Origin of the sequence: Paraburkholderia sp. UCT2, assembly GCF_014397665.1 — a bacterium.
Classification (GTDB): domain Bacteria; phylum Pseudomonadota; class Gammaproteobacteria; order Burkholderiales; family Burkholderiaceae; genus Paraburkholderia; species Paraburkholderia tuberum.
This window is the reverse complement of record NZ_VZQO01000028.1, coordinates 42,111-65,994: the sequence shown is the minus strand read 5'-3', so window position 1 is coordinate 65,994 and position 23,884 is coordinate 42,111. Positions and strand designations below refer to the sequence as shown.

At 63.6% G+C, this 23,884-nt stretch carries 21 protein-coding genes and 2 pseudogenes; 9 read left to right on the top strand and 14 right to left on the bottom strand.

Annotated elements, in window-relative coordinates; genetic code table 11:
* Positions 1–175: 175 nt before the first annotated feature.
* Entirely contained in the window at positions 176–634 is a 459-nt protein-coding gene (locus F6X39_RS22550; RefSeq protein ID WP_187611041.1) for a CopD family protein, read from the top strand.
* Positions 635–730: 96 nt separating this feature from the next.
* Here F6X39_RS22550 and F6X39_RS22545 read toward each other — a convergent pair whose 3' ends face one another.
* From F6X39_RS22545 to F6X39_RS22520, 6 genes are all read right to left on the bottom strand, one after another.
* Positions 731–1,939: a chromate transporter gene (locus F6X39_RS22545; RefSeq protein ID WP_187618176.1), complete on the bottom strand. Its 1,209-nt coding sequence runs from the start codon at positions 1,937–1,939 to the stop codon at positions 731–733.
* 38 nt (positions 1,940–1,977) lie between these two features.
* Positions 1,978–4,338 carry an EAL domain-containing protein gene (locus F6X39_RS22540; protein ID WP_187618175.1) on the bottom strand — a complete coding sequence of 787 codons (2,361 nt, stop codon included), beginning with the start codon at positions 4,336–4,338 and terminating at the stop codon, positions 1,978–1,980.
* 472 nt (positions 4,339–4,810) lie between these two features.
* A complete protein-coding gene (locus tag F6X39_RS22535) occupies positions 4,811–5,710 on the bottom strand; it encodes a PhzF family phenazine biosynthesis protein (RefSeq protein WP_187618174.1) in 900 nt (299 codons plus the stop codon).
* A gap of 195 nt (positions 5,711–5,905) precedes the next feature.
* Positions 5,906–6,370 (bottom strand): RidA family protein, encoded by a 465-nt coding sequence (locus F6X39_RS22530; RefSeq protein ID WP_187618173.1) that lies wholly within the window; start codon positions 6,368–6,370, stop codon positions 5,906–5,908.
* Positions 6,371–6,473: 103 nt separating this feature from the next.
* On the bottom strand, positions 6,474–7,670 hold the full coding sequence (locus tag F6X39_RS22525) for a PLP-dependent aminotransferase family protein (RefSeq protein WP_187618172.1): 1,197 nt from the start codon (positions 7,668–7,670) through the stop codon (positions 6,474–6,476).
* 119 nt (positions 7,671–7,789) lie between these two features.
* Positions 7,790–8,482 carry a VOC family protein gene (locus tag F6X39_RS22520; RefSeq protein WP_187618198.1) on the bottom strand — a complete coding sequence of 231 codons (693 nt, stop codon included), beginning with the start codon at positions 8,480–8,482 and terminating at the stop codon, positions 7,790–7,792.
* Between the two features lie 231 nt (positions 8,483–8,713).
* Between F6X39_RS22520 and F6X39_RS22515 the strand changes: the two genes are divergently transcribed.
* The 4 genes from F6X39_RS22515 to F6X39_RS22500 all read left to right on the top strand — a co-directional run bounded on the left by F6X39_RS22515 (position 8,714) and on the right by F6X39_RS22500 (position 13,599).
* Positions 8,714–10,171, top strand: a complete 1,458-nt coding sequence (locus tag F6X39_RS22515) for a PLP-dependent aminotransferase family protein (RefSeq protein ID WP_187618171.1) — start codon at positions 8,714–8,716, stop codon at positions 10,169–10,171.
* A 134-nt stretch (positions 10,172–10,305) separates the two neighbouring features.
* Entirely contained in the window at positions 10,306–12,204 is a 1,899-nt protein-coding gene (htpG, locus tag F6X39_RS22510) for a molecular chaperone HtpG (protein ID WP_187618170.1), read from the top strand.
* A gap of 187 nt (positions 12,205–12,391) precedes the next feature.
* Positions 12,392–13,108 (top strand): chorismate--pyruvate lyase family protein, encoded by a 717-nt coding sequence (locus tag F6X39_RS22505; RefSeq protein WP_187618169.1) that lies wholly within the window; start codon positions 12,392–12,394, stop codon positions 13,106–13,108.
* On the top strand, positions 13,108–13,599 hold the full coding sequence (locus F6X39_RS22500; protein WP_187618168.1) for a DNA-deoxyinosine glycosylase: 492 nt from the start codon (positions 13,108–13,110) through the stop codon (positions 13,597–13,599). Before F6X39_RS22505 ends, F6X39_RS22500 begins: the two co-directional genes overlap by 1 nt.
* Before the next feature lie 25 nt (positions 13,600–13,624).
* Here F6X39_RS22500 and F6X39_RS22495 read toward each other — a convergent pair whose 3' ends face one another.
* The 7 genes and pseudogenes from F6X39_RS22495 to F6X39_RS22460 all read right to left on the bottom strand — a co-directional run.
* Positions 13,625–14,119: a GNAT family N-acetyltransferase gene (locus tag F6X39_RS22495; RefSeq protein WP_262414778.1), complete on the bottom strand. Its 495-nt coding sequence runs from the start codon at positions 14,117–14,119 to the stop codon at positions 13,625–13,627.
* Positions 14,110–14,511 (bottom strand): cupin domain-containing protein, encoded by a 402-nt coding sequence (locus F6X39_RS22490; RefSeq protein ID WP_187618167.1) that lies wholly within the window; start codon positions 14,509–14,511, stop codon positions 14,110–14,112. Before F6X39_RS22490 ends, F6X39_RS22495 begins: the two co-directional genes overlap by 10 nt.
* A gap of 81 nt (positions 14,512–14,592) precedes the next feature.
* Positions 14,593–15,420, bottom strand: a complete 828-nt coding sequence (locus tag F6X39_RS22485) for an AraC family transcriptional regulator (RefSeq protein WP_187618166.1) — start codon at positions 15,418–15,420, stop codon at positions 14,593–14,595.
* Positions 15,421–15,562: 142 nt separating this feature from the next.
* Positions 15,563–15,871: a contact-dependent growth inhibition system immunity protein gene (locus F6X39_RS22480; RefSeq protein WP_316251713.1), complete on the bottom strand. Its 309-nt coding sequence runs from the start codon at positions 15,869–15,871 to the stop codon at positions 15,563–15,565.
* An 85-nt stretch (positions 15,872–15,956) separates the two neighbouring features.
* The gene (locus F6X39_RS22475) at positions 15,957–16,250 is read right to left on the bottom strand and encodes a contact-dependent growth inhibition system immunity protein (RefSeq protein ID WP_187618165.1); all 294 of its coding nucleotides are present in this window, start codon (positions 16,248–16,250) and stop codon (positions 15,957–15,959) included.
* A gap of 9 nt (positions 16,251–16,259) precedes the next feature.
* The gene (locus F6X39_RS22470) at positions 16,260–17,093 is read right to left on the bottom strand and encodes an RNase A-like domain-containing protein (protein ID WP_187618164.1); all 834 of its coding nucleotides are present in this window, start codon (positions 17,091–17,093) and stop codon (positions 16,260–16,262) included.
* Between the two features lie 354 nt (positions 17,094–17,447).
* Positions 17,448–17,546 (bottom strand): annotated as a pseudogene (locus F6X39_RS22460) (NAD-dependent deacetylase); the annotation flags it as partial.
* A 272-nt stretch (positions 17,547–17,818) separates the two neighbouring features.
* Here F6X39_RS22460 and F6X39_RS22455 point away from each other — a divergent pair.
* Positions 17,819–20,059: an NADP-dependent isocitrate dehydrogenase gene (locus F6X39_RS22455; RefSeq protein WP_187618162.1), complete on the top strand. Its 2,241-nt coding sequence runs from the start codon at positions 17,819–17,821 to the stop codon at positions 20,057–20,059.
* Between the two features lie 90 nt (positions 20,060–20,149).
* Here the strand turns inward: F6X39_RS22455 and F6X39_RS22450 are convergent.
* Positions 20,150–20,443: pseudogene (locus F6X39_RS22450) on the bottom strand (OmpA family protein); the annotation flags it as partial.
* A gap of 344 nt (positions 20,444–20,787) precedes the next feature.
* Between F6X39_RS22450 and F6X39_RS22445 the strand changes: the two are divergent.
* The 3 genes from F6X39_RS22445 to mctP all read left to right on the top strand — a co-directional run bounded on the left by F6X39_RS22445 (position 20,788) and on the right by mctP (position 23,811).
* Positions 20,788–21,723: a spermidine synthase gene (locus F6X39_RS22445; RefSeq protein ID WP_187618161.1), complete on the top strand. Its 936-nt coding sequence runs from the start codon at positions 20,788–20,790 to the stop codon at positions 21,721–21,723.
* Between the two features lie 298 nt (positions 21,724–22,021).
* A complete protein-coding gene (locus F6X39_RS22440; RefSeq protein ID WP_184059463.1) occupies positions 22,022–22,264 on the top strand; it encodes a DUF3311 domain-containing protein in 243 nt (80 codons plus the stop codon).
* Positions 22,261–23,811, top strand: a complete 1,551-nt coding sequence (gene mctP / locus F6X39_RS22435; RefSeq protein WP_184059461.1) for a monocarboxylate uptake permease MctP — start codon at positions 22,261–22,263, stop codon at positions 23,809–23,811. The genes F6X39_RS22440 and mctP overlap by 4 nt, the downstream gene beginning before the upstream one ends.
* Positions 23,812–23,884: the final 73 nt, after the last annotated feature.

Here is a 23,884-nt window from a genome sequence, read left to right as displayed (position 1 = left end):
GGGCGCGGCGGCGTCGCGGCCAGATGAACGGGCCGCGATCACAACGACAAAACACGACGCAATAGACGTCGATACCCGGAACTGCCTGCATCACGTATGGTCGAACGCGCTCAGTTGGTGCTGAGCGGGATCGCGTGTCCTAAATGGTGTGGCGTCGTCGGGAGAGGAAAACTACATGAACAAGGCTATCGAAGTCGCGCTTTTTCTGCATCTGCTCGGGGTGGCGGTGTGGGTCGGCGGTATGGTGTTCGCGCATTTCTGCCTGCGCCCTGCGCTCGGCGATCTGTCGCCGCAACTGCGCCTGCCGCTGTGGGAGTCGGTATTTGGCCGCTTCTTCAACTGGGTCGGGGTGTCGGTGCTCGTGATCCTGATCAGCGGCGGCTTCCTGCTGATGCAATTCGGCGGCGCTCATGCTAGCTGGCCGCTGCATGCGATGGCCGGTCTCGGCATCGTGATGATGCTGACCTTCGGGCATATCCGCTTCGCCGTATATCCGCGCATTCGCCGCGCGGTGCAGGCGCAGAAGTGGCCAGATGGCGCGCAGGCGGTCGGCACGGTCCGCCGTCTCGTGCTGATCAATCTCGTGCTGGGCGTCGTGACGATCGGCTTCGCTGTGCTGTCGCGCGGGTTCTGATCGCCGGAGCGCCGGACCGCCGGATCGCCGGATCGCCGGATCGCCGGATCGCCGGATCGCCAACGGCGCAGCAGGCTTCGTGCGGCCCGCGACGCATCACGTCGTGGCGCCGTACGCGAGCCACAAACCGCACGCCACCGCCACCGTTCCATACACGGCATACACCGGCACCTTCAGCTTCGCGAAGCACATCGCGGAGAATGTCGCGGTCAGCAGATAGATCGGCTCCAGCGGTACGCGCACCGCAATGCGCAGTACCGCGACCGCGAGAAACGCGGTCGTGACCGCGCGCAGAATCCTCATGCCGTGCTCGAAGCGCGGGTTCACCTTCAACTGATGCAGATGCCGCTGCGCGAGCACGACGAGGCAGCCTGACGGCACGAATAGCGCGAGCGTCGCGATCAGCGCGCCGAGCCAGCCATCGACGAGATAACCGAAGAACGGGACCACGTTCAGCAGGGGTCCCGGGGACAACGGCGACAGCGTAAACGCGAGCGTGAAGTCGTTATCGGACACGCCGACCGCCGGCGTGACGAACAGCGTCTTCAGCACCGGCAACGCCGAGAAGCCACCGCCGAACAGCGTCATGCCGGCGCCCGCGAGGCGCGGCCACAGCAGCGCGAGGTCATAGCGATGCGGCAGCGGCAGCGCAAACAGCACGAGCAGCACGCCGAGCGCGGCCAGTAGCCGATAGTCGCCGCGCTGGAGCGACACGGCGAGTCGCGAGTCGCGCTCCCGACTCGCGAACCAGCCGGCGCCGAAGGCCGCGCCGAGCATCACCACATACGCCGCGGCGCTGTGCGCATAGAGCAGCGCGATGCTGCCGAGCAGCGCCGCCGTCCATTCGAGCTTGCCCCGCAAGAGCGCGCGGGTTTGCTTGTACCAGGTGAGCGCGATCAGCGTCGCGAGCACGACGCTGAAGTGATGCAGCAGGGTTTGCGACGCGATCGTGTGCACGATGGGCGTGCGATAGAAGATCGCGAACAGCGTCATCAGCGTGAAGAAGGGCAGTACGCTCGCCACCCCAGCGACCCATGCGCCCGTGCGTCCGCGCAGCGCGTGCCCGAGCTGCACGGCGACGTTGCAGCCGACGGGTCCCGGCACCATCCACGCGAGCGCGATCAGGTCCGAGAACGCCACGCGCGAGAGCCGCCCCTCGCGTTCCACGTAATGATGCTCGAGCTGCGCCATCAACGCGAGACCGCCCCACGACAGCGCCGACAGGCCGCACACGACCCGGAACAGCGTCCATAGCGGTTCCCGTTGCCCGCGGCGGGCAGCCTCATCGCTCGTGATGGTCTGCATCGGCGCTGCACGGGCCCCGCCGTGCGGGCGCCCGTCCTTTAATTGTTGCTGGATAGGCTGCTTGCGCTGTGGGCTTCGTGCGCGACGCGGCGGCCGCCGACGCTGTTCATGCCGCATACCCCGAAGCGCTCGAGCAGTGCCGGGATCGCCTCCACTGGCACCGGCCGCGAGAACAGGAAGCCCTGTGCCTCGATATGGCCGAGCGCGGCCAGCCACGCAATCTGCTCTTCGGTCTCCGTGCCTTCGACCACCACCGTGAGCCCGAGCGAGCGCGCGAGGTTGACGATCGCGGTGACCATCACGCAGACGCTGCGGTCGCCCGGAATCGCCTGGACGAACGAGCGGTCCACCTTCAGCGTATCGACGGCAAAGCGGTTGAGATAGGACAGCGAAGAGTAGCCGGTGCCGAAATCGTCGAGCGCGATGCGTACGCCGAGACGCTTCAGCGCGAAGATTTTTTCGGAGACCACTTCCGGAAATTCCATCATCGTCGTTTCGGTGATTTCGAGTTCGAGGCGACGCGCGGAGATGCCGCTTTCCTCGATCGCGCGCGAGACCGTTTCCAGCAGATCGCCGCGCCAGAACTGCACCGCCGAAATGTTCACCGCGAGCGATAGCGTGTCGTAGCCCTGCTGCTGCCATTGCGCGAGCTGACGGCATGCGGTCTCGATCACGAAGTCGCCGATCGGCACGATCAGGCCGGTCGACTCGGCCACGGGGATGAACTCGTTGGCCGGGATCAGTCCGTGCTGCGGATGGTTCCAGCGCACGAGCGCTTCGAAGCCGGTGATGCAGCGGCGCTTCAGATCGATTTTCGGCTGATAGGCGAGGAACAGTTGCCCCTCGGCCAGTGCGACGCGCAACTGCTGCTCCCACTTCATCAGATGGTCCGCGCGATGCGACAGATGCGGCGAATAGAACTGGTAGCAGTTCTTGCCGGCGTCCTTCGCGCTGTACATCGCGAGGTCGGCTTTCTTCAGCAGGTCGATCTCGCTTTCGTTGGCGACCGAGTACAGCGCGATGCCGATGCTCGCATGCAGCACGAACGCGCTGCCGCGCACCTCGAACGGCTTCGAGAACGCTTCGCCGGCGGCTTCGGCGAGCGCGACCGCGCGCTTTTCGACATCGTCGCCCTTGATCACGACGACGAACTCGTCCCCGCCGATGCGGCTCAGCGCGCCGTCGTCGCCGACCGCGGTGGCGAGGCGCGAGGCTGTCATCTGCAGCACGATGTCGCCGGCGTTGTGGCCGAGCGTGTCGTTGACGGTCTTGAAGTTGTCGAGGTCGATAAAAAGAATCGCGAGGCGGCCCAGGTTGAACGGCTGCGCGACGTCATGGCGCAGCGCCTGCAGCGTCGCGTAGCGATTGCGCAGGCCGGTCAACAGATCGTATTCGACGAGTTGCGTCATCTCGCGCTCGCGGCCTAGCAGTTTGCCTATCAGGCCGGTCGCGACCGCGAAGAAGCTGAGCATCGCGAGCGAGATGAAGCCCGCCATCAACAGATAGACGTTGCGCGTGTGGTTGTAATCGGCGAATTCTTCGCCCTGCGAAAGACCGACGAGCACGCCGAGCGGATAGCCGTCGATGTGCCGGTACGACACGATGCGCGTGACGTTGTCGATCGAATCGACGTAGGTGCCCGACACATGCTCCGAGGTCGGATACGTGCCGCTCGCGGTGAACGTACTGCTCGTCCTGCTGGCGTTGCCGGTGCGGCGCGCGAGCACGGTGCCGCTGTCCGAGATCACCGCGATCACGCCTTCGCGGCCGATCGCCGCGTTGTTGTAGAAGTCCGACGTAAAGTAGCTCGGGTCTTCGGAGACCACGATGACGCCCGCGAACGAGCCGTCCGGATGATTGAGACGCCGCGTCATCTGCAGCGTCCAGTGACCCGACACGCGGCCGAGCACGGGCTTGCTGATGTACAGCTGGTCGTCGTTTTCGTGCTCGTGGACCTTGAAGTGCTCGCGGTCCGACAAGTCGATGTGAGCGGGGTTGAGTTCGGCCGTATTGGCGATCAGTCTGCCGTGCTCGTCGATTATCGACACCTGCACGAGCGTTTCGCTTTGCACGACGCCCTTTTCGACCGTGCTCGCGAGATCGAAATGATTGGGCGTCTTTTCGAACTCGTACTTGACGAAGCGCGTGATCTGATCGACCTGGTGAATCGCCTTGATGGTGTGCTGCTCGAGCGCCGCGGAAAGTATTGCGGAAGACGCCATCGCTTCGCGGTACGTCGCGTCCCTTTCTACCGACAGCCGCGCGAAGATCACGGTCCACAGCAGGATCAGTACGAGTACCCCGAGCGCGGGAATGACGAGCAACGCGCGCCGGCGCGTGACCAATGGATCGCGTCGCGGCCTGGCTTCGCGCAGCTTGGAGAAGCGGGACTGAGTCATCGCGCGGGCCTTGGCTGGGTGCGGGCCGCCTGCAAACGCATGGGCATCGACTGCGCGAAATAGATGGATGGCTGCATGGTGACCAAGATGCCAAAGCTGCTGCGCAGGAGGAGAGGGCGTGGCGCCGCGCCGGACCGTCCACAGGTCATCGGATACGGTTCGATATTACTGAATGCCACTGGATTAAGGAAGCTTCCGGGCATGGGGTATACGCTCGCGCGGCCGGCGCCCACGTGTGGCTGTTCACGTTGCCTGCATCGCCGGTCTTATGACGCGACCGGTCCGTGGTTTGTCGAAGACTTCATCGGCAACGGTGCCTGCCACTCGGCAGCTTCTGGCAGGGCTTTTGCAATCCGGCCGCGATGAATTCGGAGAACCAGGTATGGCGACGCCATCGCGCTGCGGCTTTTTGTGGTGTGAAGCGGCGGCATGTGGCGTGTCGCCGTGGCGTGCGCGCGAAGCCGCAGCTCGCTTACGCGAGCCGGCACGTGCCGTCGACGATCGTCACCGAAGGCCCGCCGATCCAGATCTTGCCGCGCGCATCGTCGTAGTGGACCGACACGTGGCCCGCGCGCCCGAGCGCGGTGCCCTGACGCGCCGTGTAGCGCGCGGCGGGACGACGGTGCTGCAGGTTCAGCAGACCCGCGAGCGCGGCATTGGCGCTGCCCGTCACCGGGTCCTCGCCGACACCGAAGCCGCCGCCCGCCATCAGGCAACGGACCTCGAACGTCGCGGGGCCGTCGGCGTCGTGCGGTCCATACACGGCGACGCCGTGCGTGTCGACCGAATGCGCGAGCTCGGCGAGCGCCGCCGCGTCGGGTTCGAGCGCGAGGCAGGCGCGTGCCGAATCGACCCGCACGACGAGCCACGGCGCACCGTTGTCGACCGCGCATGGCGGCGCGCTGAAGTCGATCGCCTGACTACGTAAAGCCGTAGACAGCGCTTCGTAACGATGCCCGGCGAGCGGTGTCACGCGCGCGGGCGGCGCGGCGAACGCCCATGCGTCGTGCATGTTGTCGCCGCCGTCGAGCGCTTCGAGTTCGACGAGACCCACGCCGCATTGCTGGATCAGCTTGCCGGCCTGCTTCGGCTGGTAGCCGCTTTCGCGCAAAGCATGCGCGGTGCCCAAGGTCGGATGACCCGCGAACGGCAACTCGCCCCCCGGCGTGAAGATGCGCACGCGATAGTCGGCGGCCGCGTCGGTCGGCTTTAGCAGAAACGTGGTTTCGGACAGATTGGTCCAGCGCGCAATGGCCTGCATTTGCGCGGTATCGAGCGCGTCGGCATCGAACACGACGGCAAGCGGATTGCCCTTGAACGGTGTCGACGTAAACACGTCGACCTGTTTGAAACGAACGGTGTGAGCGGACATCGATAGGCCCCGGCGCAATGGACGTTGAGGGAGTTCGCGGATTCTATCCGCCTGCGCGGCGGCGATCCACCATCGCCATAAAACAAAAACGCGCCGCCGGTGCGTGACACCGGTCGGCGCGTTTGAATCGCAATGCGGCGTGAATCAGGTGCCGATCTCGCGCGACACCGCACGCATTGTCACATCGCGTCGATGCTATTGGACCTCGGCGATCAGCTCGATCTCCACGCACGCGCCGAGCGGAATCTGCGCGACGCCGAACGCCGAGCGCGCGTGCTTGCCGCGTTCGCCGAACACGTCGGCGATCAGCTCGGACGCACCGTTGGTGACCAGATGCTGCTCGGTGAACTCGAGCGTCGAGTTGACGAGGCTCATCAGCTTGACGACGCGCGTGACGCGGTTCAGGTCGCCGACGTGCGCATGCAAGGTGGCGAGCAGATCGATCGCGATCGAGCGCGCGGCGGCCTTGCCTTCCTCGGTGGAGAGCGTCGCGCCGAGCTTGCCGAACCACACCTTGCCGTCCTTCTTGGCGATGTGGCCCGACAGGTACACCGTGTTGCCGCTTTGCGCGCTCATCACATAGGCCGCTGCCGGCGCACCCGCCGCCGGCAATTCGATGCCGAGTTCCTTGAGCTTGTCGTACACATTCGATTGAGCCATATCGTTTCCTCGTTTCGGTGAGATTGCATGAATGCAGGCGGGGCGAAGTCCGCACGCAACGCGCGTGCAAGCTTCGCCCCGATGGCAGTGCGGCTAACGCCGTTCAGATTTTCGCGCGCACGAGTGCGGCGAGACGCGCCACGCCTTCGTCGATTTTAGCCGGTGGCACCGTGACGAACGACAGACGCAGCGTGTTGTGCTGGGCTTCGCTCGCGAAGAACGGAGCGCCCGGCACGAACGCGACATTCTGCGCGACCGCTTCCTCGAGCAGCTTCATCGTGTCGATGCCCGCCGGCAGATTGACCCAGATGAACATGCCGCCTTCCGGACGGTTCCAGCTGACGCCTTCGGGCATATAGCGCTCGAGCGCGGTGAGCATCGCGTCGCACTGGTTGCGATACAGCTCGCGGATCGTCGGCACGTGCGTGTCGAGAAAGCCGTCCTTGACCACCTCGTGCACGATGCGCTGCGTGAAGCTCGGCGTATGCAGGTCGGTGGCCTGCTTGGCCTGCACGAGTTTGAAGATCAGTTCCTCGGGCGCGATGATGAAACCGACGCGCAGACCCGGCGCGAGCACCTTCGAGAACGAGCCGAGATAGACGATGTGATCGGGCGCCATCGACAACATCGTCGGCAGCGGTTCGCCCGCGTAGTCGAGCGCGCTGTAGGGATCGTCCTCGATCACTGGGAACGGCGCGGTCTTCGCGAACTCGGCGAGCGCGCGGCGGCGTTCGACCGGCAGACGGCGGCCCGTCGGATTCTGGAAATTCGGCTGCGCGTACAGCAGACGCGCGCCATTGGTCAGTTCCGGCTTCAGGCCCTCGGGGATCAGGCCCTGCTCGTCGGTTGGCACCTGCACGTAGTGCGGCTCGTACATCGAGAACGATTGCAGCGCGCCGAGGTAGGTCGGCGTTTCGACCAGCACCGGGCTATCGACGCAGATCAGCACCTTGCCGAGCAGGTCGAGCGCCTGTTGCGAGCCGGTCGTGATCAGCACCTGCGACGCACGGATCTGCGCGCCGTTGATCGAGTAGCGCTGCGCGACCCATTCGCGCAGCGGCAGATAACCTTCGGTCGCGCTGTACTGCAGCGCCGCGGCGGGCGTGTCGCGCAGGATGCGGTCGGACGCCTCGCGCATGCGCTCGGCCGGGAAGGTGGCCGGCGAGGGCAGGCCGCCGGCGAAGGAGATGACTTCGGGCCGTTCCGTGACCTTCAGGATCTCGCGGATCGCGGAGCTCGTGAGCTTGCGCGCGCGTTCGGACAATTGCCACGTCGGGGCTTTCAGGTCGCTTTGGTCCATGATCTCCTCTGCTGGTATTTCTGGAACCGGTCAAAAACTTCAATTATCGCGCGACTGGCCAACCATTGCCGCTGGGGTGCCACCGGGGTTGCCACGGGGGTTGCCCAATCAAGCGCTGCTTATCCGAGGGTTCGAGAACCCTCGGGTGTTTCGAATTCGGCGACGAGCGCCGCCGCGCCGTCGGTCGGCTGTACGTCGAGCAGATGCGCGGCGCCGAGCCAGCGCAGTTGCTCGCCAATCAGCTCTGGCCGCGGATGCACGGCTTTCAACGCTTTCAGCGCGAGGTTCGTCGGCGCCAGCGACTGCGACGGATGCCGCGTCGAGTCCCACTGGATCAGCGAGGGCAGCACGCCGTCGCCGGCGCCTTGCCACGCCGGGAACGACCCGTCGTCGGGCACCGTCAGGCCCCACGCGAAATCGCCGCGCGTCATCGGCACGACCGGCGCGATGCGCTGCGGATACTGCGCTTGCCACGTCGCCAGATGCTTCGGCCGCTCGACGCGCGCGACCCAATGCGACAGATACGGACCGTTTTCCAGTCGCGCCTGCGTCGCCGGGTCGTCGAGCGCGAACAGGCGCGGGCGCGGCGCGGTGCCATCGGTTGCGTCGGCCGCGGCGTGCGGATCGATGGCGATCACTTCCAGGTAGACGCCGCCCCACAGGCCGAGCAGGCGATTGTGGGTCCGCATCAGCGGATGCGCGCCACCGCCGGCCGGCGCGACGCCGAGCGTATCGGCGACGTACTGGACGCCTTCGTCCAGGGTGCGCGCGGAGACGACGAGGTGATCGAGACTGAGCGATTGGGCTGTCAGGGTGGTCATGGCGGATCGACGGAAAACGCTGTTCTTCGCAAGGGCCAGTTGCGCGCCACGCTTGAAGGCTGCGCTGCCGGGGCCGTAAGCATAACCGTTTGCCGGATCGGCGGGCCATGCGGATGGATTTACATGGTGTCACCAGCCTCGCGGGATTCAAATGTAACGGCCGTGACCTGCACAGTAACGGTACAATCGGCGCGATACTATTCGGTACAGTTGGAGTCCGTCATGTCCGTCCCGCTTGCCCAGATTCCTGCCCCGCACGACACCGCGTCGTTGACGCTGGTCGAACAGCTGGTCCAGTGGGCGCGGCGCCGCATCGAGGAGCGCGTGTTCCGCCCCGGCATGCGCATGCCGTCGATCCGCAAGCTCGCGCTCGACAAGGGCGTGTCGCGCTTCACGGTGGTCGAAGCGTACGAGCGGCTCGTCGCGCAGGGTTTTCTGGAGTCGCGGCGCGGCTCCGGCTTCTATGTGCGCGAGCGCCAGGGCGGCGCGGCGACGGTCTCCGAGCTGCACCCGCGCGCCGAGACGCTGCCCACGCCGGCCAATATCGACGTCGTCTGGCTGCTGCGCAACATGCTGCACACCGGCGCGCGGCCCGAGCGCAGCCCGGGCCTCGGCTATCTGCCGGCCCGCTGGCTCGACGGCGAGTTGATCACCAACGCGCTGCGCACGCTCGGCCGGCAAAGCGGCATGCAGATGCTCGGCATCGGCACCGCGCAAGGTTTCCTGCCGCTGCGTCAGCAGTTGCAGACGCGGCTCGAGGAGCTGGAGATCGGCGCGTCGCCCGAGCAGATCGTGATGGTGTCGGGCATCACCCAGGCGATCGACCTCATTTCGCGCATCTACGTGAAGCCGGGCGATGCGGTGATCGTCGGCGATCCGGCGTGGTTCCAGATGTTCGGCTGCTTCGCGTCGCAGGGCGCGCGGCTCGTCGGCATGCCGTACACGCCGGACGGCCCCGATCTCGACGCGCTCGAAGCGCTGGTCCAGGAATGGCGCCCCAAAATGCTGGTGATCAACTCGGTGCTGCAGAACCCGACCGGCACCTCGCTGAGCGCCGCCCAGGCGTTCCGCATCCTGCGGCTTGCCGAGGCGTACGACTTCATCGTCGTCGAGGACGACATCTACGGCGACCTGTGCCCGCCCAGCTACGCGGGTACGCGGCTCGCGAGCCTCGATCAGCTAAAGCGCGTGATCTACCTCGGCAGTTTCTCGAAGACGCTTGCGCCGAATCTGCGCGTCGGTTTCATCGCATGCGCGGCAGAGGTCGCGATGGTGGTCGCCAATCAGAAGATGCTGGTCGGCATGACGAGCCCGGAGTTGAACGAGCGCGTGATCTACAAGATCCTGACCGAGGGCCACTACCGGCGGCACGTCGAGCGCATTCGCGCACGGCTCGACGGCGTGCGCGAGAAGGCCGTGCGGATGATCGAGAAGACCGGCATGAAGCTGTTTCTGACGCCGACGGCCGGGATGTTCCTGTGGGCCGACACCGGCGTCGACGCGGGCGCGCTCGCCGCGGCCGGGCACGAAGCCGGCTATCTGCTGACGCCGGGCGGGCTGTTTTCGCCGCAGCAGTCGCCGAGCACGTGGATGCGCTTCAATATCGCCAATTGCGGCGATCCTGAATTACCGGCGTTCCTGAGCCGTTATCTCGACGGCGTCGCGCGCCGCGCCTCTTGAAACCGCGCCGGAGCGCCCCCATTTGCGCGGACGATCCGGCGGTCCGGCGCTCCGGCACGGCGAGCCCGAACTGCGGTTCGAATCCGCTTCGGCCGCCGCTCATCCCCCATTCGCAACCGAGAGGAAGTCCGACCATGGCACAAGAAACCATGAGCTTTCAGGCAGAAGTGAAGCAACTTCTGCAACTGATGATCCATTCGCTGTACAGCAACAAGGAAATCTTTCTGCGCGAGCTGATTTCGAACGCGTCCGACGCGGCCGACAAGCTGCGCTTCGAGGCGATCGAAAACAGCGCGCTGTACGAGAACGATCCGAACCTGCGGATTCGCGTGTCGTTCGACAAGGCCGCGCGCACCGTCACGATCGACGACAACGGCATCGGCATGAGCCGCGACGAGACGATCGCGCACCTCGGCACGATCGCGCGTTCGGGCACCAGGGAATTCTTCGGCAAGCTGTCGGGCGACCAGCAGAAGGACGCGGCGTTGATCGGCCAGTTTGGCGTGGGCTTCTACTCGGGCTTCATCGTCGCGGACAAGATCACCGTCGAGACGCGCCGCGCCGGTCTGCCGGCCTCGGAGGGCGTGCGCTGGGAAAGCGCGGGCGAAGGCGATTTCGCGGTCGAGACGATCGAGCGCGCCGCGCGCGGCACGACCATCACGCTGCATCTGCGTGCCGATGAGGACGAACTGCTGTCGTCGTATCGGCTGAAGTCGATCATCCAGAAGTACTCGGACCACGTCGCGCTGCCGATCCTGATGAAGAAGGAAGAGTGGGACGCGGAAAAGAGCGAGATGGTCACGAAGGACGAGGACGAGACCGTCAACCAGGCGAGCGCGCTGTGGACCCGTTCGAAGAACGACATCACCGACGATCAATACAAGCAGTTCTACCAGCACATCTCGCACGATCATCAAGATCCGCTGACGTGGACGCATAACCGCGTCGAAGGCCGCAGCGAGTACACGCAACTGCTGTACGTGCCGGCGCACGCGCCGTTCGATCTGTGGAACCGCGAGCAGCGCGGCGGCCTGAAGCTGTACGTGAAGCGCGTGTTCATCATGGACGACGCCGAGCAACTGCTGCCCACGTACCTGCGCTTCGTGAAGGGCGTGGTCGATTCGGCCGATCTGCCGCTCAACGTGTCGCGCGAAATCCTGCAGGAAAGCCGCGACGTGAAGGCGATCCGCGAAGGCGTGACGAAGCGCGCGCTGTCGATGCTGGAAGAACTGGCCAACGCGGACAACGACGCCGATAAGGAAAAGTACGCCGGCTTCTGGAAGGAATTCGGCCAGGTGCTGAAGGAAGGCATCGGCGAGGACTTCGCCAATCGCGAGCGCGTCGCGAAGCTCGTGCGCTTTGCGACGACGCATACGGGCACGGCCGAGCAGACCGTGTCGCTGGCCGACTACGTCGCTCGCATGAAGCCCGAGCAGACGAAGATCTACTACGTGACCGCCGACACGTGGCAGGCCGCGTCGAACAGCCCGCATCTCGAAGTGTTCCGCAAGAAGGGCGTCGAAGTGCTGTTGCTGACCGATCGCGTCGATGAATGGATGCTGTCGTTCCTCAACGAATTCGACGGCAAGCCGCTGCAAAGCGTCGCGCGCGGCGACCTCGATCTCGGCGCGCTGAACGACGAGGAAAAAGAGGCGCAGGAGAAGATCGGCGAAGCGTTCAAGCCGCTCGTCGAGAAGATGAAGGAAGCGTTGAAGGACAAGGCGAAGGACGTGCGTCTGACGTTCCGCCTGACCGACTCGCCGTCGTGCCTCGTTGCCGACGACGGCGAAATGAGCGGCTACCTGCAGCGCATGCTGAAGGCCGCGGGCCAGCAGGCGCCTGAGTTCCATCCGATCCTCGAAGTGAATCCGGAGCACGCCCTCGTGAAGGGTCTGCATGCCGATAGCGCGAATTTCGACGACTGGTGCCATCTGCTGTTCGATCAGGCACTGCTCGCCGAAGGCGGCGCGCTGGAAGATCCGGCGAGCTTCGTGAAGCGGACCAATGCGTTGCTGCTGTCGCGCGCGGGTTGAGCGTGAGCCGAAAGCGTTGATGTCGTTGCTGGATTGACGCCCGGTAGTTGAGAAATGCGCTGCTTCGGCAGCGCATTTTTTTGCCTTCTGGTTTGCGTCGGCTCCCCTGGCTGAAGGCGCGCGCACGATCGCCGCGGTCGTCGCCGCGAAAAATTACCGTCGGAGCACGCCGCTATAATCCGACACCATGCCTATCCGTTTCGATCCCGCCGACGCCCACTGGCGCGTCGCGCCTTTGGCCACTTTCAGCGCCGCCCAGAAAGACTGGCTGACCCGCGGCGGTTCACTGACCGCGCACCTGCGCGCGCTCGGCGCGGTCGCGGTGCGCGTGACTCGCGAAGCCGTCGCGCTGCCGTGGCCCGACGAAGCCGTCGCGCTCGGACTCGCGCCGCGCGCGCCGGTGTGGGTGCGCGAAGTGGTGCTGTCGGTCGATGGCGTGCCGTTCGTCGCCGCGCATAGCGTGACGCCGCGTGCCGCGAGCGTCGGCATCTGGCAGGCGACGCGCCGGCTGCGCACCCGGCCGCTCGCGGAGTTGCTGTATAGCGATAGCCGTGTCGCGCGTTCGTCGCTGGTGAGCCGCAGGGTGGGGCAGCGGCATCCGTTGTATCGGTTGGCCGCGCATGAGATCGACGGCGGCGATCGGCATGCGCCGCATGCGCTGGTGGCGCGTCGCTCGGTGTTCGAGCGGCATGGCGCGCCTTTGATGGTGACCGAATGCATGTTGCCGGCACTGTGGGAGCATTTGCGTGCGTTGGACGCGGCCGCTCGCGCGCACGCTGCCGCGTCAGGCACCGGCGCGGCGCATATCGCGCACGCGCGGGTGCGCGAGCACGGTCGTCCGCTCGATCACACCGCGTCGCGCGCGCACAGCGTGCCGCGCAGCGCCGACGAGCGGAGCCGCTGATGTCGTTCAAGCGTTGCTTTGCGCCTGTCGTCGACGCTGATACGCGGGTCTTGATCCTCGGTAGCTTGCCGGGCGAGGTGTCGTTGGCTCACGGCCAATACTACGCACACCCGCAGAACAAATTCTGGTTACTGGTCGGTGAAGCGATAGAACGGGATCTGGTTGGTATGGACTATTCGACGCGTCTCGAGACGTTGCTCGAACACCATATCGGACTATGGGATGTCGTTGCCGAGGCTCGTCGAGCAGGAAGCCTGGATAGCCGGATTCGCGACCATGCCAGCAACGATCTGATTGCTCTGATCGATACGCTGCCGAAACTGGCTACCATCGCCTTCAACGGGGGGACGGCGGCCAAAATCGGGATGAAAGCGTTGGGCGAGCGGGCAGAGCAATATCGGCTTGTCCGTTTGCCATCGAGCAGTCCCGCCCATGCCTCGGTTTCATACGCTCAAAAGCTGGACATATGGCGACGGCTAACCTGCGTCTGATCGACCGACAGGATGCCATTCGCAGTCATAGATCGAGCGCAAGAAACCGTGTGCCTTCGACTGGATTCTCGTAGTAGGGCGCGGTTTCGACGAACCCTAACCGCTCGTAGATGAGCTGTGCAAAACGGGTTTGCGGAACCGAGTCGAGAACCAGCGTCGAGAATCCCAATGTCTTCGCTTTCCCGATCACCGATGTGACGAGCGTTTCGCCAAGCGACAACCCTCTGAATGCTTCACGAACATAGAGCCGTTTGATTTCCGCAGTCTCTGCCGTATGGCGCAGCAGCCCCGCGCAACCGGCGAGCTCGCCGCCGGCGTCGGCGACGAAGAACATGCCGGATGGCAGCGTATAAACGTGTTCGAACGCGTCCATTTCTGCATCGAATCCACGATACGACAGATCCATATCCAGCCAGCGGACATACTCGCGGATCACGGCGACGAGGTTGTGCGTGTCGGCGGGGAAAACGGCTTCGCGAACGATCGGCCGCGGCGTTTGCATGGCGGCTCTCAGATCCATACGTCGTTGTCGGCCGTTCTTTCGTTGGTCGTATCGCCGGTATTGACGACGCCGCGCGGTTCGATGAGCAGCAGCTTCACCTCGGACTCGGCATACGGCTTGTGCTCGACTCCCTTTGGCACCACCGCCATTTCTCCGGGAAACAGTTCGATCGAGCGGTCGCGGAAGTCGATGCGCAACCGGCCTGCGAGGACGATGAACGTCTCGTCCGTATCGGCATGCCGATGCCAGACGAAATCGCCGGCTATCTTTACGACCTTGAACTGATAGTCATTCATTTCAGCCACGACGCGCGGCTGCCAGTGGTCGTCGATCTGACTGATCTTGTCGAGCAGGTTGATGGTCTTGTATTGGCCGCGTTGCTCGGGTGTCGGCTGGGAATCGCTGTGCATGGTGGCTCCATTCGGGTGATACCTGGAACAGAGCATAGTCCCGCCGCCGGCGAGTGTCTTGAACGATCGTGCAAGCTTGCGTTAGCCGGCGCGCCGATCGCTCGTCATCGCGAGCCAACGTGCGGGAGGGATTCCGTATGCGTGGCGAAAATGTCGGGTCATGTGGCTCTGGTCGGCGAAGCCGGCTGCCGCCGCCGCGTCCACGAGGGAAACGCCGCGCAGCATCATCGCGCGCGCGGCTTCGAGCCGGCGCATGACCAGGTAGTGATAGGGGCTAGTGCCGTAAAAAGTTCGGAAATCGCGCGACAGGCTCCAGCGGTCCTGCCCGCTGAGGACGGCAAGTTCATCGAGCGTGACGGTGTGCGTGCACGATGCGTGCAGATATTCGCGTGCTCGCTGCGCTGCCGCGAAATCCGCGGACTTGCGCGTCTGCCGCGCGCCCGAGGCGTTATCCAGCGCGAGCGCGAGACCGGCGAGCGCGTCGTCACGTTCGAGCGGCTCCGCGTCGCCAAGCATCTGGCGCAGCGCTGTCTGCGTGGCTTCGAACAGGCGCGGATCGGTCGTGACGCCGCCTTCGACGAACGGCAGGGGGCGGCCGCCGAGGACTTCCTGGATCGCGGCGGGTTGCACGTAAATCATCTGATAACGAAATCCCTCGTTCGTGCCGGCCTGACCGTCGTGCACTTCGTCGGGATGCAGGACCATGGTCTGTCCGGGCAGGCTGGTGCGCAACCCGCGCCTGTAATGGAAGCATTGGACGCCGGCGAGGGTCAGGCCGATCGCGTAGGTGTCGTGCCGATGCATGGAGTACGCGTTGCCGTGGAAAAACGCTTCGATGCGTTCGACTCCGTGGGTGGATTCCGAACGGGAAATCCAGTCGGATTGGGCTTTGCTGGTATCGCCGTCCATCACACGCTCCGGCTTGGTTTGGCAGATCTGCGGGAACATCGATATCGGAGGATTGTACCGGTGCGAATGTTCGCACGCTTGGCATGCACGATGGCGCGACTGACGTCAGTCTCTCGTCGCGGGTCCGGTCCTGAGCAATTGCCTACTCACTCAGTAACCGTTTTACTTCATCAAGGAGGGAAGCCGTCGTGTAGCCCCACAAAACAGGATCGAACTGGCGGCCAAACCGCTCCTTGAACGCTGAGTCCAACGTCTCTGGATAGTCGGCTTTGAATGAATCTATGTCAGATATGAGCGCGTCAATGTCAGTCGTTGACATTTTGTCGGTATAGGAAGAAACGAGTTCTTCTACTGAGTTTCCGAAAAGGTCAAAATCTTCGTGGAAACGAGAGCGAATCAACCCCGTCAGATTGCCATATTCCTCACCGTCAACCATACGATAAGCCTTCACTCCCTGTCTGCGTGTTGAGGGGCGCGTGCGTGAAAATGCCCGCGACAATGGCGGGCCTTCGTTATAGTCTGTCCCGAGCAATTGCCTACTCACTCAGTAGCCGCTTCAATTCGTCAAGGAAGGAAGCTGTGGTGTAACCCCACAACTCCGGGCCGAACTGGGAGCCATACGCCTCTTCGAATGCATCGTCCAGATTGCTAAAGTTCTCTCTCTCGAAGTTTTCAATTTCAACAAGTATGTTCCTTAAACTCTCTCGTGAACTATCTCTTCTGTAGCAACCTACGATCACTTTGATGGTGTTACCCCAGTACGAAAAATCCTCGTTAAGGTACACACCAAAGAGCTGGTTTAGTTCGGGGTACAGCGGATTTTCATTCATAACTGCGTCTCATAAGTCGATGAACGCCGTCAGGACGTAATAGGGCATTCCATTGTATATCTCCCGCTTAAGTACCACCAAAACCTTGTTTCCTTTCGAAAATTGTCCTGTCTTCCTGACAACCCCGTAACCCACGTCCCCAGATATGTGCCTTGTTAAACGCAACGGAGCACTCGTCGTAGACTGAGACCAGGATCTGATGCGGGTGGTTTCACCCATCATCACTTCCGAAATGGCTTTCTCGGCAGTCTTCTGGTCTTTAATTGATGTCGCCGCTTTTATCCGCGGCTCATCTTTCAGTCTTTGTCGCAACCAGGCCTCATCCTTTCCCACATGCTTCAAAAGTGTATGCCCGCCAACCCCGCGAAGCGTCTTCGCTTCATGCATGTTCAGGTTGATCTCGCCCATCGTGATACGCGCAGCCCGCACCGCCTTGATTGACCCGGCAAAGCTGAACGGCACGACCATGTCAAGTGACAGTCCGATATTGTTGGCCATGTCAGGACTTGCCTTCATTGCCTCGGCCAGCTTCGTCGTGCCCTGCTGGGTCAATGTGGCCGTATCCTGGCCCGTCCAGACCTGACGCAAACCAGCCGCCGCCGTATCAGAACCATGTACGCCGAATACGACACACCCTGCTTTGGTGAGCATGGTCGGTTCCGGGATCACACACAACGCACTTGCGCCGACCATTTCCAGCACGCCACCGACGATTTGCAACCCGCCCCATAGCCGGTTGGAAAGCATTTCGGTCTGGGTGATTGACTGCCTTGCCAGTACCGCCGCCAATTGCGGCGCACTGAGCACCACGCGCACGCCGTCCGCATCCTGTTGATACGACATTCCGAACTTCTCCTTAGTTGTTGGGACTGCCACGCTAGCAGGCGACAACAGGGAGAGGAATGGGCGACGGATGAAAATTCGGGATCTGATTTATTCAGGCGTACTGTTCTCTTGCTCCTACTTTAGACATGGCGCGGGCTGCGGTCGCGGCGAATCTGTGCATCCCGTTGCGGAGAGACGCGTATGAGCGTTGTACCCGTCATTCTCAAATACGAAACGTACAACGAGACGCCATGCTATGTTCTGAGGGCGTATCTATACTGAGTTCGAGCAATGAGAAAATCTGAATACCCTGAGCTAAGTCAACTATTTGGTGTTTACCTGAACCAGGATTTCGACATATGGGGTGAGATCGCCTCGAAAGTCGGGTAGCCCGGAATCGACGCCCATGCCTGCGCCCGCCGTGATCAGAATGCCGCCGGCCTCGCGTATCCAGTCAGCCGCGATCGTCATTGCTCTGCCGTGTCCATGCAAGCTCCCGTTGTTCACATGCCGAATTCTCCTCGCAGCCCCAAAATGAGGCAGAATCCAACCGTGCGACCCGCTGCGCGACGCAGTCCGCCGTGTTCGCTTAATCGTTCCGCTTTGGCGTTCCAGGGCCCCGCGTCGCCATCCGCCACGCACAGCGTTTGTGTCCTAGCGTTGCCGTTTTCCTGATCGACGTTTGCGCATCCTGTCCGTATCTCGTGCGAGATGCCTCTCAACCGCCCGCCCAGAGCCTAGCAATGACGACCCAGCAACCGACCATCATCTACACCCTTACCGACGAGGCCCCGCTGCTTGCGACGGCCGCGTTCCTGCCGATCATCCGGACCTTCACCAGGCCGGCCGGCATCGAGGTCGAGACCAGCGACATCTCGGTCGCGGGCCGCATCCTCGGTGAGTTCCCCGAGTTTCTGACCGAAGCGCAGCGGGTGCCCGACAACCTCGCGGAACTCGGTCGCCTGACCTCGTTACCCGACACCAACATCATCAAGCTGCCCAACATCAGCGCATCGGTGCCGCAACTGACGAGCGCGATCAGGGAACTGCAGGCGAAGGGCTACAAGGTGCCCGACTATCCGGAAGATCCGAAGACCGACGAACAGAAGGCGATCCGTCAGCGCTACTCGAAGTGTCTCGGCAGCGCGGTGAATCCGGTGCTGCGCGAGGGCAACTCGGACCGTCGCGCGCCGGCCGCGGTGAAGAACTACGCCCGCAAGCATCCGCACAGCATCGCCGAATGGAGCATGGCGTCGCGCACGCACGTCGCGCACATGCGGCACGGCGACTTCTATCACGGCGAAAAATCGATGACGCTCGATCGCGCGCGCGACGTAAAGATGGAACTCGTCACGAAGAACGGCAAGACGATCGTGCTGAAGCCGAAGGTCGCGCTGCAGGACGGCGAGATCATCGACAGCATGTTCATGAGCAGGAAGGCGCTGCTAGCGTTCTATGAAGACCAGATGGAAGATGCGCGCAAGACCGGCATGATGCTGTCGCTGCACGTGAAGGCGACGATGATGAAGATCTCGCACCCGATCGTCTTCGGCCACGCGGTGAAGGTGTTCTACAAGGACGCGTTCGCGAAGCACGGCAAGCTGTTCGAGGAACTTGGCGTGAACGTCAACAACGGCCTCGTCAATCTGTACGAGAAGCTCGAGACGCTGCCGGAATCGCAGCGCGAGGAGGTGATCCGCGACCTGCACGCGTGCCACGAACATCGTCCGGAACTGGCGATGGTCGATTCGGCGAAGGGCATCTCGAACCTGCACGCGCCGAACGACGTGATCGTCGACGCCTCGATGCCGGCGATGATTCGCCTCGGCGGCAAGATGTGGGGCGCCGACGGCCGTCCGAAAGACACCAAGGCGGTGATCCCGGAGAGCACGTTCGCGCGCATCTACCAGGAGATTATCAACTTCTGCAAGACCAACGGCGCGTTCGATCCGGTCACGATGGGCACCGTGCCGAACGTCGGCCTGATGGCGCAGAAGGCGGAAGAATACGGCTCGCACGACAAGACCTTCGAAGTGCCGGAAGACGGCGAGGCGCGCATCGTCGATCTGGCCAGCGGCGAGGTGCTGCTCACGCAGAACGTCGAGCAGGGCGACATCTGGCGCATGTGCGAGGTGAAGGACGCGGCGATCCGCGATTGGGTCAAGCTCGCGGTCACGCGCGTGCGCAATTCCGGCATGCCCGCGGTGTTCTGGCTCGACCCGTATCGCCCGCACGAAGCGGAGCTGATCAGGAAGGTCGAGGCCTACCTGAAGGATTACGACACCACGGGCCTCGACATCCAGATCATGTCGCAGGTGCGCGCGATGCGTTACACGCTCGAGCGCGTCGTGCGCGGGCTCGATACGATCTCGGTCACCGGCAACATCCTGCGCGATTATCTGACCGACCTGTTCCCGATCATGGAGCTGGGCACGAGCGCGAAGATGCTGTCGATCGTGCCGTTGATGGCGGGCGGCGGCATGTACGAGACCGGCGCGGGTGGTTCGGCGCCGAAGCACGTGAAGCAGCTCGTCGAAGAGAACCATCTGCGTTGGGACTCGCTCGGCGAATTCCTCGCGCTCGCGGCGTCGCTCGAAGAACTGGGCATCAAGACCGGCAACAACCGGGCGAAGATCCTCGCGAAGACGCTCGACACCGCAACCGGCAAGCTGCTCGACAACAATCGCAGCCCGAGCCCGAAGACGGGCGAACTCGACAATCGCGGCAGCCAGTTCTATCTGGCGATGTACTGGGCGCAGGAGCTGGCCGCGCAAACGGACGACGCCGCGCTCGCCGCGCAGTTCGCGCCGCTCGCGACGCAGCTGACTGCCAACGAGCAGGTGATCGTGGCGGAGCTTGCGTCGGTGCAGGGCGCGCCGGCGGACATCGGCGGCTATTACAAGCCGGACTTCAACAAGCTCGAAGAGGTGATGCGGCCCAGCCGCACGCTGAACGAGGCGCTTGGGGCGGTACGCGTCGAATGACGTGATGCGTGAAGTGAGGTGATGTGAAGACGAGCCGCCGGTGGGCGGCTCGTAGCAGGGAAGGGCGGCCAGTGCTACCGGCGAACGCGTTCAATACTGCACGACGATCGCGACCCGCCGGTTGGCCGCTCTTGCCGCCGCGTCATTGCCGGCGACCAGCGGAAAATTGTCCGCCCGTCCGATCGCGGCCAGCCGATGCGGCTCGATCCCGCGCTCGACCCGATACCTGACCACTGCGCCCGCGCGAGCCGACGACAGCTCCCAGTTGGGCGCATACTTCGTGGTCGAAATCGGCACACTGTCGGTATGCCCCTCGACGAGCACATTCCCCGTCGCATCCTTTTGCAGTCCCTGCGCGATCGGATTGAGTACATCGAACGAATCGACGACCTTCATGTCGTCGCAGCGAGTGGAAAGTTCGACCTTGCCTTCCGTGATCAGAAAGACTACGGGCTCACCCGAGTAGCCCTCGGAATAGATGATCTCGCCGGCCGCTGCACCAGGAGGAAATGCGCTGCAAGCTGCGGACGGTGACGGAGAACGGCGATAAAGCGCGCCGTGAATCGTTTGCGCGTGGCGTAATGGCGCAGGTTGGTCGCGACCCAGCGGCCGCAAAAGTGAGTTCGTTGAAAGCAGTTTGTGAGCGGTCGATTTGAATGAGCGAACCGCAGCGAATGCTATGCTCTCGTTCGACCAAAAATATTGCGCCTGTCGCGCGACATCCCTACATGACGAATCTGATCAAGCGCGCTTCGGCCGAGGCGCGCGCTTTCCGTAACCGCGACGCCCAAGCCATCGGCGGTAAACAGAAAATGGCCCACAAAAAGGCGCCCAAATCCACGCGCAACGCGAGCGGCACCGTCGAGCACGACGCACACGACGCGCCGCAAATCGAAGCGCCGCGCAAGCCGCGCTTCGCACCGGTGACGTTCTCCGAAGAGGGCGGCGTGCGCTACCTGCATTTCGGCACGGAATGGGTGCAAGGCGCGATGCGTCTGCGCAAGCCCGATCACATCGAACTCGAATACGCGCAGCAGATGATGGCCTGGCTGCTATTCCTCGAAACGCCGAAGCGCATCGTGCAGCTCGGGCTCGGCGCCGCGTCGCTGACCAAGTTCGCGCACCGCTTCCTGAAGAGCGCGAAGGTCGAGGCCGTCGAACTGAATCCGGCGGTCGTCGTGGCCGCGCGCACGATGTTCGAACTGCCGCCCGACGACGCGCGTCTGAGCGTGCATGAAAGCGACGCGTGGGACTTCGTCAACGAGAGCGCGAACCACGGCACCATCGGCGCGCTGCAGATCGACGTCTACGACGCGACCGCGCGCGGCCCAGTACTCGACAGCGTCGGCTTTTACCGTGCGGCACGTGCGTGTCTGACCGACGCGGGCATCGTCACGGTGAATCTGTTCGGCGATCATCCGAGCTTCGTGCGAAACATGAAGCGTCTGAACGAAGCCTTCGACGGTCGCGTCGTCGCGCTGCCCGAAGTGCACGACGGCAACCGTATCGCGATCGCCTTCTCGGGCCCCGCGCTCGACGTGCCGTTCACCGCGCTAGAGGCGCGCGCGAAGCTGATCGAAGCCGAGCTCGGCTTGCCGGCGCGCAAATGGATCAAGGGCCTGCGCGAATCGACGGGGCAGACGGGCGCATCGTTTGCGATCTGATCAGCGCGCGGAGAATGAAGCGGCCGTACCGGCGTAGCGGTCGGCACGGCCGCTTTGCTTCCGGTATTTTTTTCACGTCTACGCCGCAACGTCATCCAGACTGCATCGTTGGCGCTTCCGTCGCGTTGTTGGACGCCGACGCGCCTCGGGTCGTCCCTGCTTGACCGGGTGTTCGCCACTCCTATACTCTTTCGAGGCTTTCGGGGAGCCCGTGGCTGACCGCGGGACGACCACCCGCTGAGTTCCACCTCGCGTCGACCGCGGGCAGATAAATTCTAAATAGGAAACAGGAGACGTCATGGCTCACGACGCCGACGTGAAGAAAGCCAGCAAGCACTGGCTCTGGCTATTGCTGCTACCGTGGATCGCGATGATCTGGGTGCCGTCCTACAACCGGATCGAGCCGCAGCTGTTCGATTTCCCGTTCTTCTACTGGTATCAGCTGCTGTGGGTGCTGATCAGCGCGGTCATCACCGCGTTCGTCTATTCGAAGACCAGGTCCCGCTATACGGGTCGTACGAACGGGGGCGCGCAACGATGAACCCCATTGCAACTTTCGTCTTCGTTCTGTTTTTCATCGGCGTCACGATTCTCGGCTTCGTCGCGGCCCACTGGCGGCGCGGCGATCTCGCGCATATCGAAGAGTGGGGTCTCGGCGGCCGGCGCTTCGGCACGATCGTCACGTGGTTCCTGCTCGGCGGCGACCTGTACACCGCCTACACGTTCATCGCGGTGCCGGCGCTCGTGTTCGGTGCGGGCGCAACGGGCTTCTTCGCGCTGCCGTACACGATCCTGATCTATCCGTTCGCGTTCGTCGTGTTCCCGAAGCTGTGGAGCGTTGCGAAGCGGCACGGCTACGTGACCTCGGCGGACTTCGTGTCGGCCCGCTACGGCAGCCGCATGCTCGCGCTCGCCGTCGCGGTGACCGGCATCGTCGCGACGATGCCGTACATCGCGCTGCAACTGGTCGGTATCGAAGTGGTGATCGGCGCGCTCGGTTTCGACACGACCGGCTTCGTCGGCGATCTGCCGCTGATCATCGCATTCGCGATCCTCGCGGCCTACACGTACACGTCGGGCCTGCGCGCTCCGGCCATGATCGCGGTCGTCAAGGACATCCTGATCTACGTGACGATCTTCGCCGCGATCATCGTGATTCCGCCGCAGCTGGGCGGCTTCGGCCATATCTTCGGCGCGGTCCCGCCGGCCAAGCTGCTGCTGAAGTCGCCGGACGTGTCGAGCCTGAACGGCTATAGCGCGTACGCGACGCTCGCGGTGGGTTCGGCGCTCGCGCTGTTCCTGTATCCGCACTCGATCACCGCAGTGCTGTCGTCGAAGTCGGGCAACACGATCCGCCGCAACATGGCGTTGCTGCCGGCGTATTCGCTGGTGCTCGGCCTGCTCGCGCTGCTCGGCTTCATGGCGCTCGCGGCCGGCGTGAAGGACATGCCGGAGTTCGCGCCGTACTTCAAGGCCTTCGGCCCGAACTTCGCCGTGCCGGCGCTGTTCCTGCACTTCTTCCCGTCGTGGTTCGTCGGCGTCGCGTTCGCGGCGATCGGTATCGGCGCGCTGGTGCCGGCGGCGATCATGTCGATCGCGGCGGCGAATCTGTACACGCGCAACGTGCACAAGGAGTTCGTCAACCGCAACATGACGCACGAGCAGGAGACCAACGTCGCGAAGCTGGTGTCGCTGATCGTCAAGGTCGGCGCGGTGGCGTTCATTCTCGGTCTGCCGCTCACGTACGCGATCCAGTTGCAACTGCTCGGCGGGATCTGGATCATCCAGACGCTGCCGGCGATCGTGCTGGGTCTCTACACGCGCGTGCTCGACTACCGGGGTCTGTTGCTCGGCTGGGCGGCAGGTATCGCGACCGGCACGTGGATGGCGATTTCGTTGAACCTCGCGAGCTCGATCTTCACGATCCATCTGTTCGGCATGGCGATTCCGGGCTATGCGGCCGTGTGGTCGCTGGTCGTGAACCTGGTGGTGTCGGTCGTCGTGAGCCTGGTCGTGCGCGCGGTGGGCATGCAGCGCGCCGAGGACCGTACGCATCCGGAGGACTACCTGGACATCGTCGAAGGCTGATTCCAGCTGCAAATCACGTTCTGAAACACGCAACGCCCGCCGACGGAAGTTGGCGGGCGTTTGTGTTTGCGGG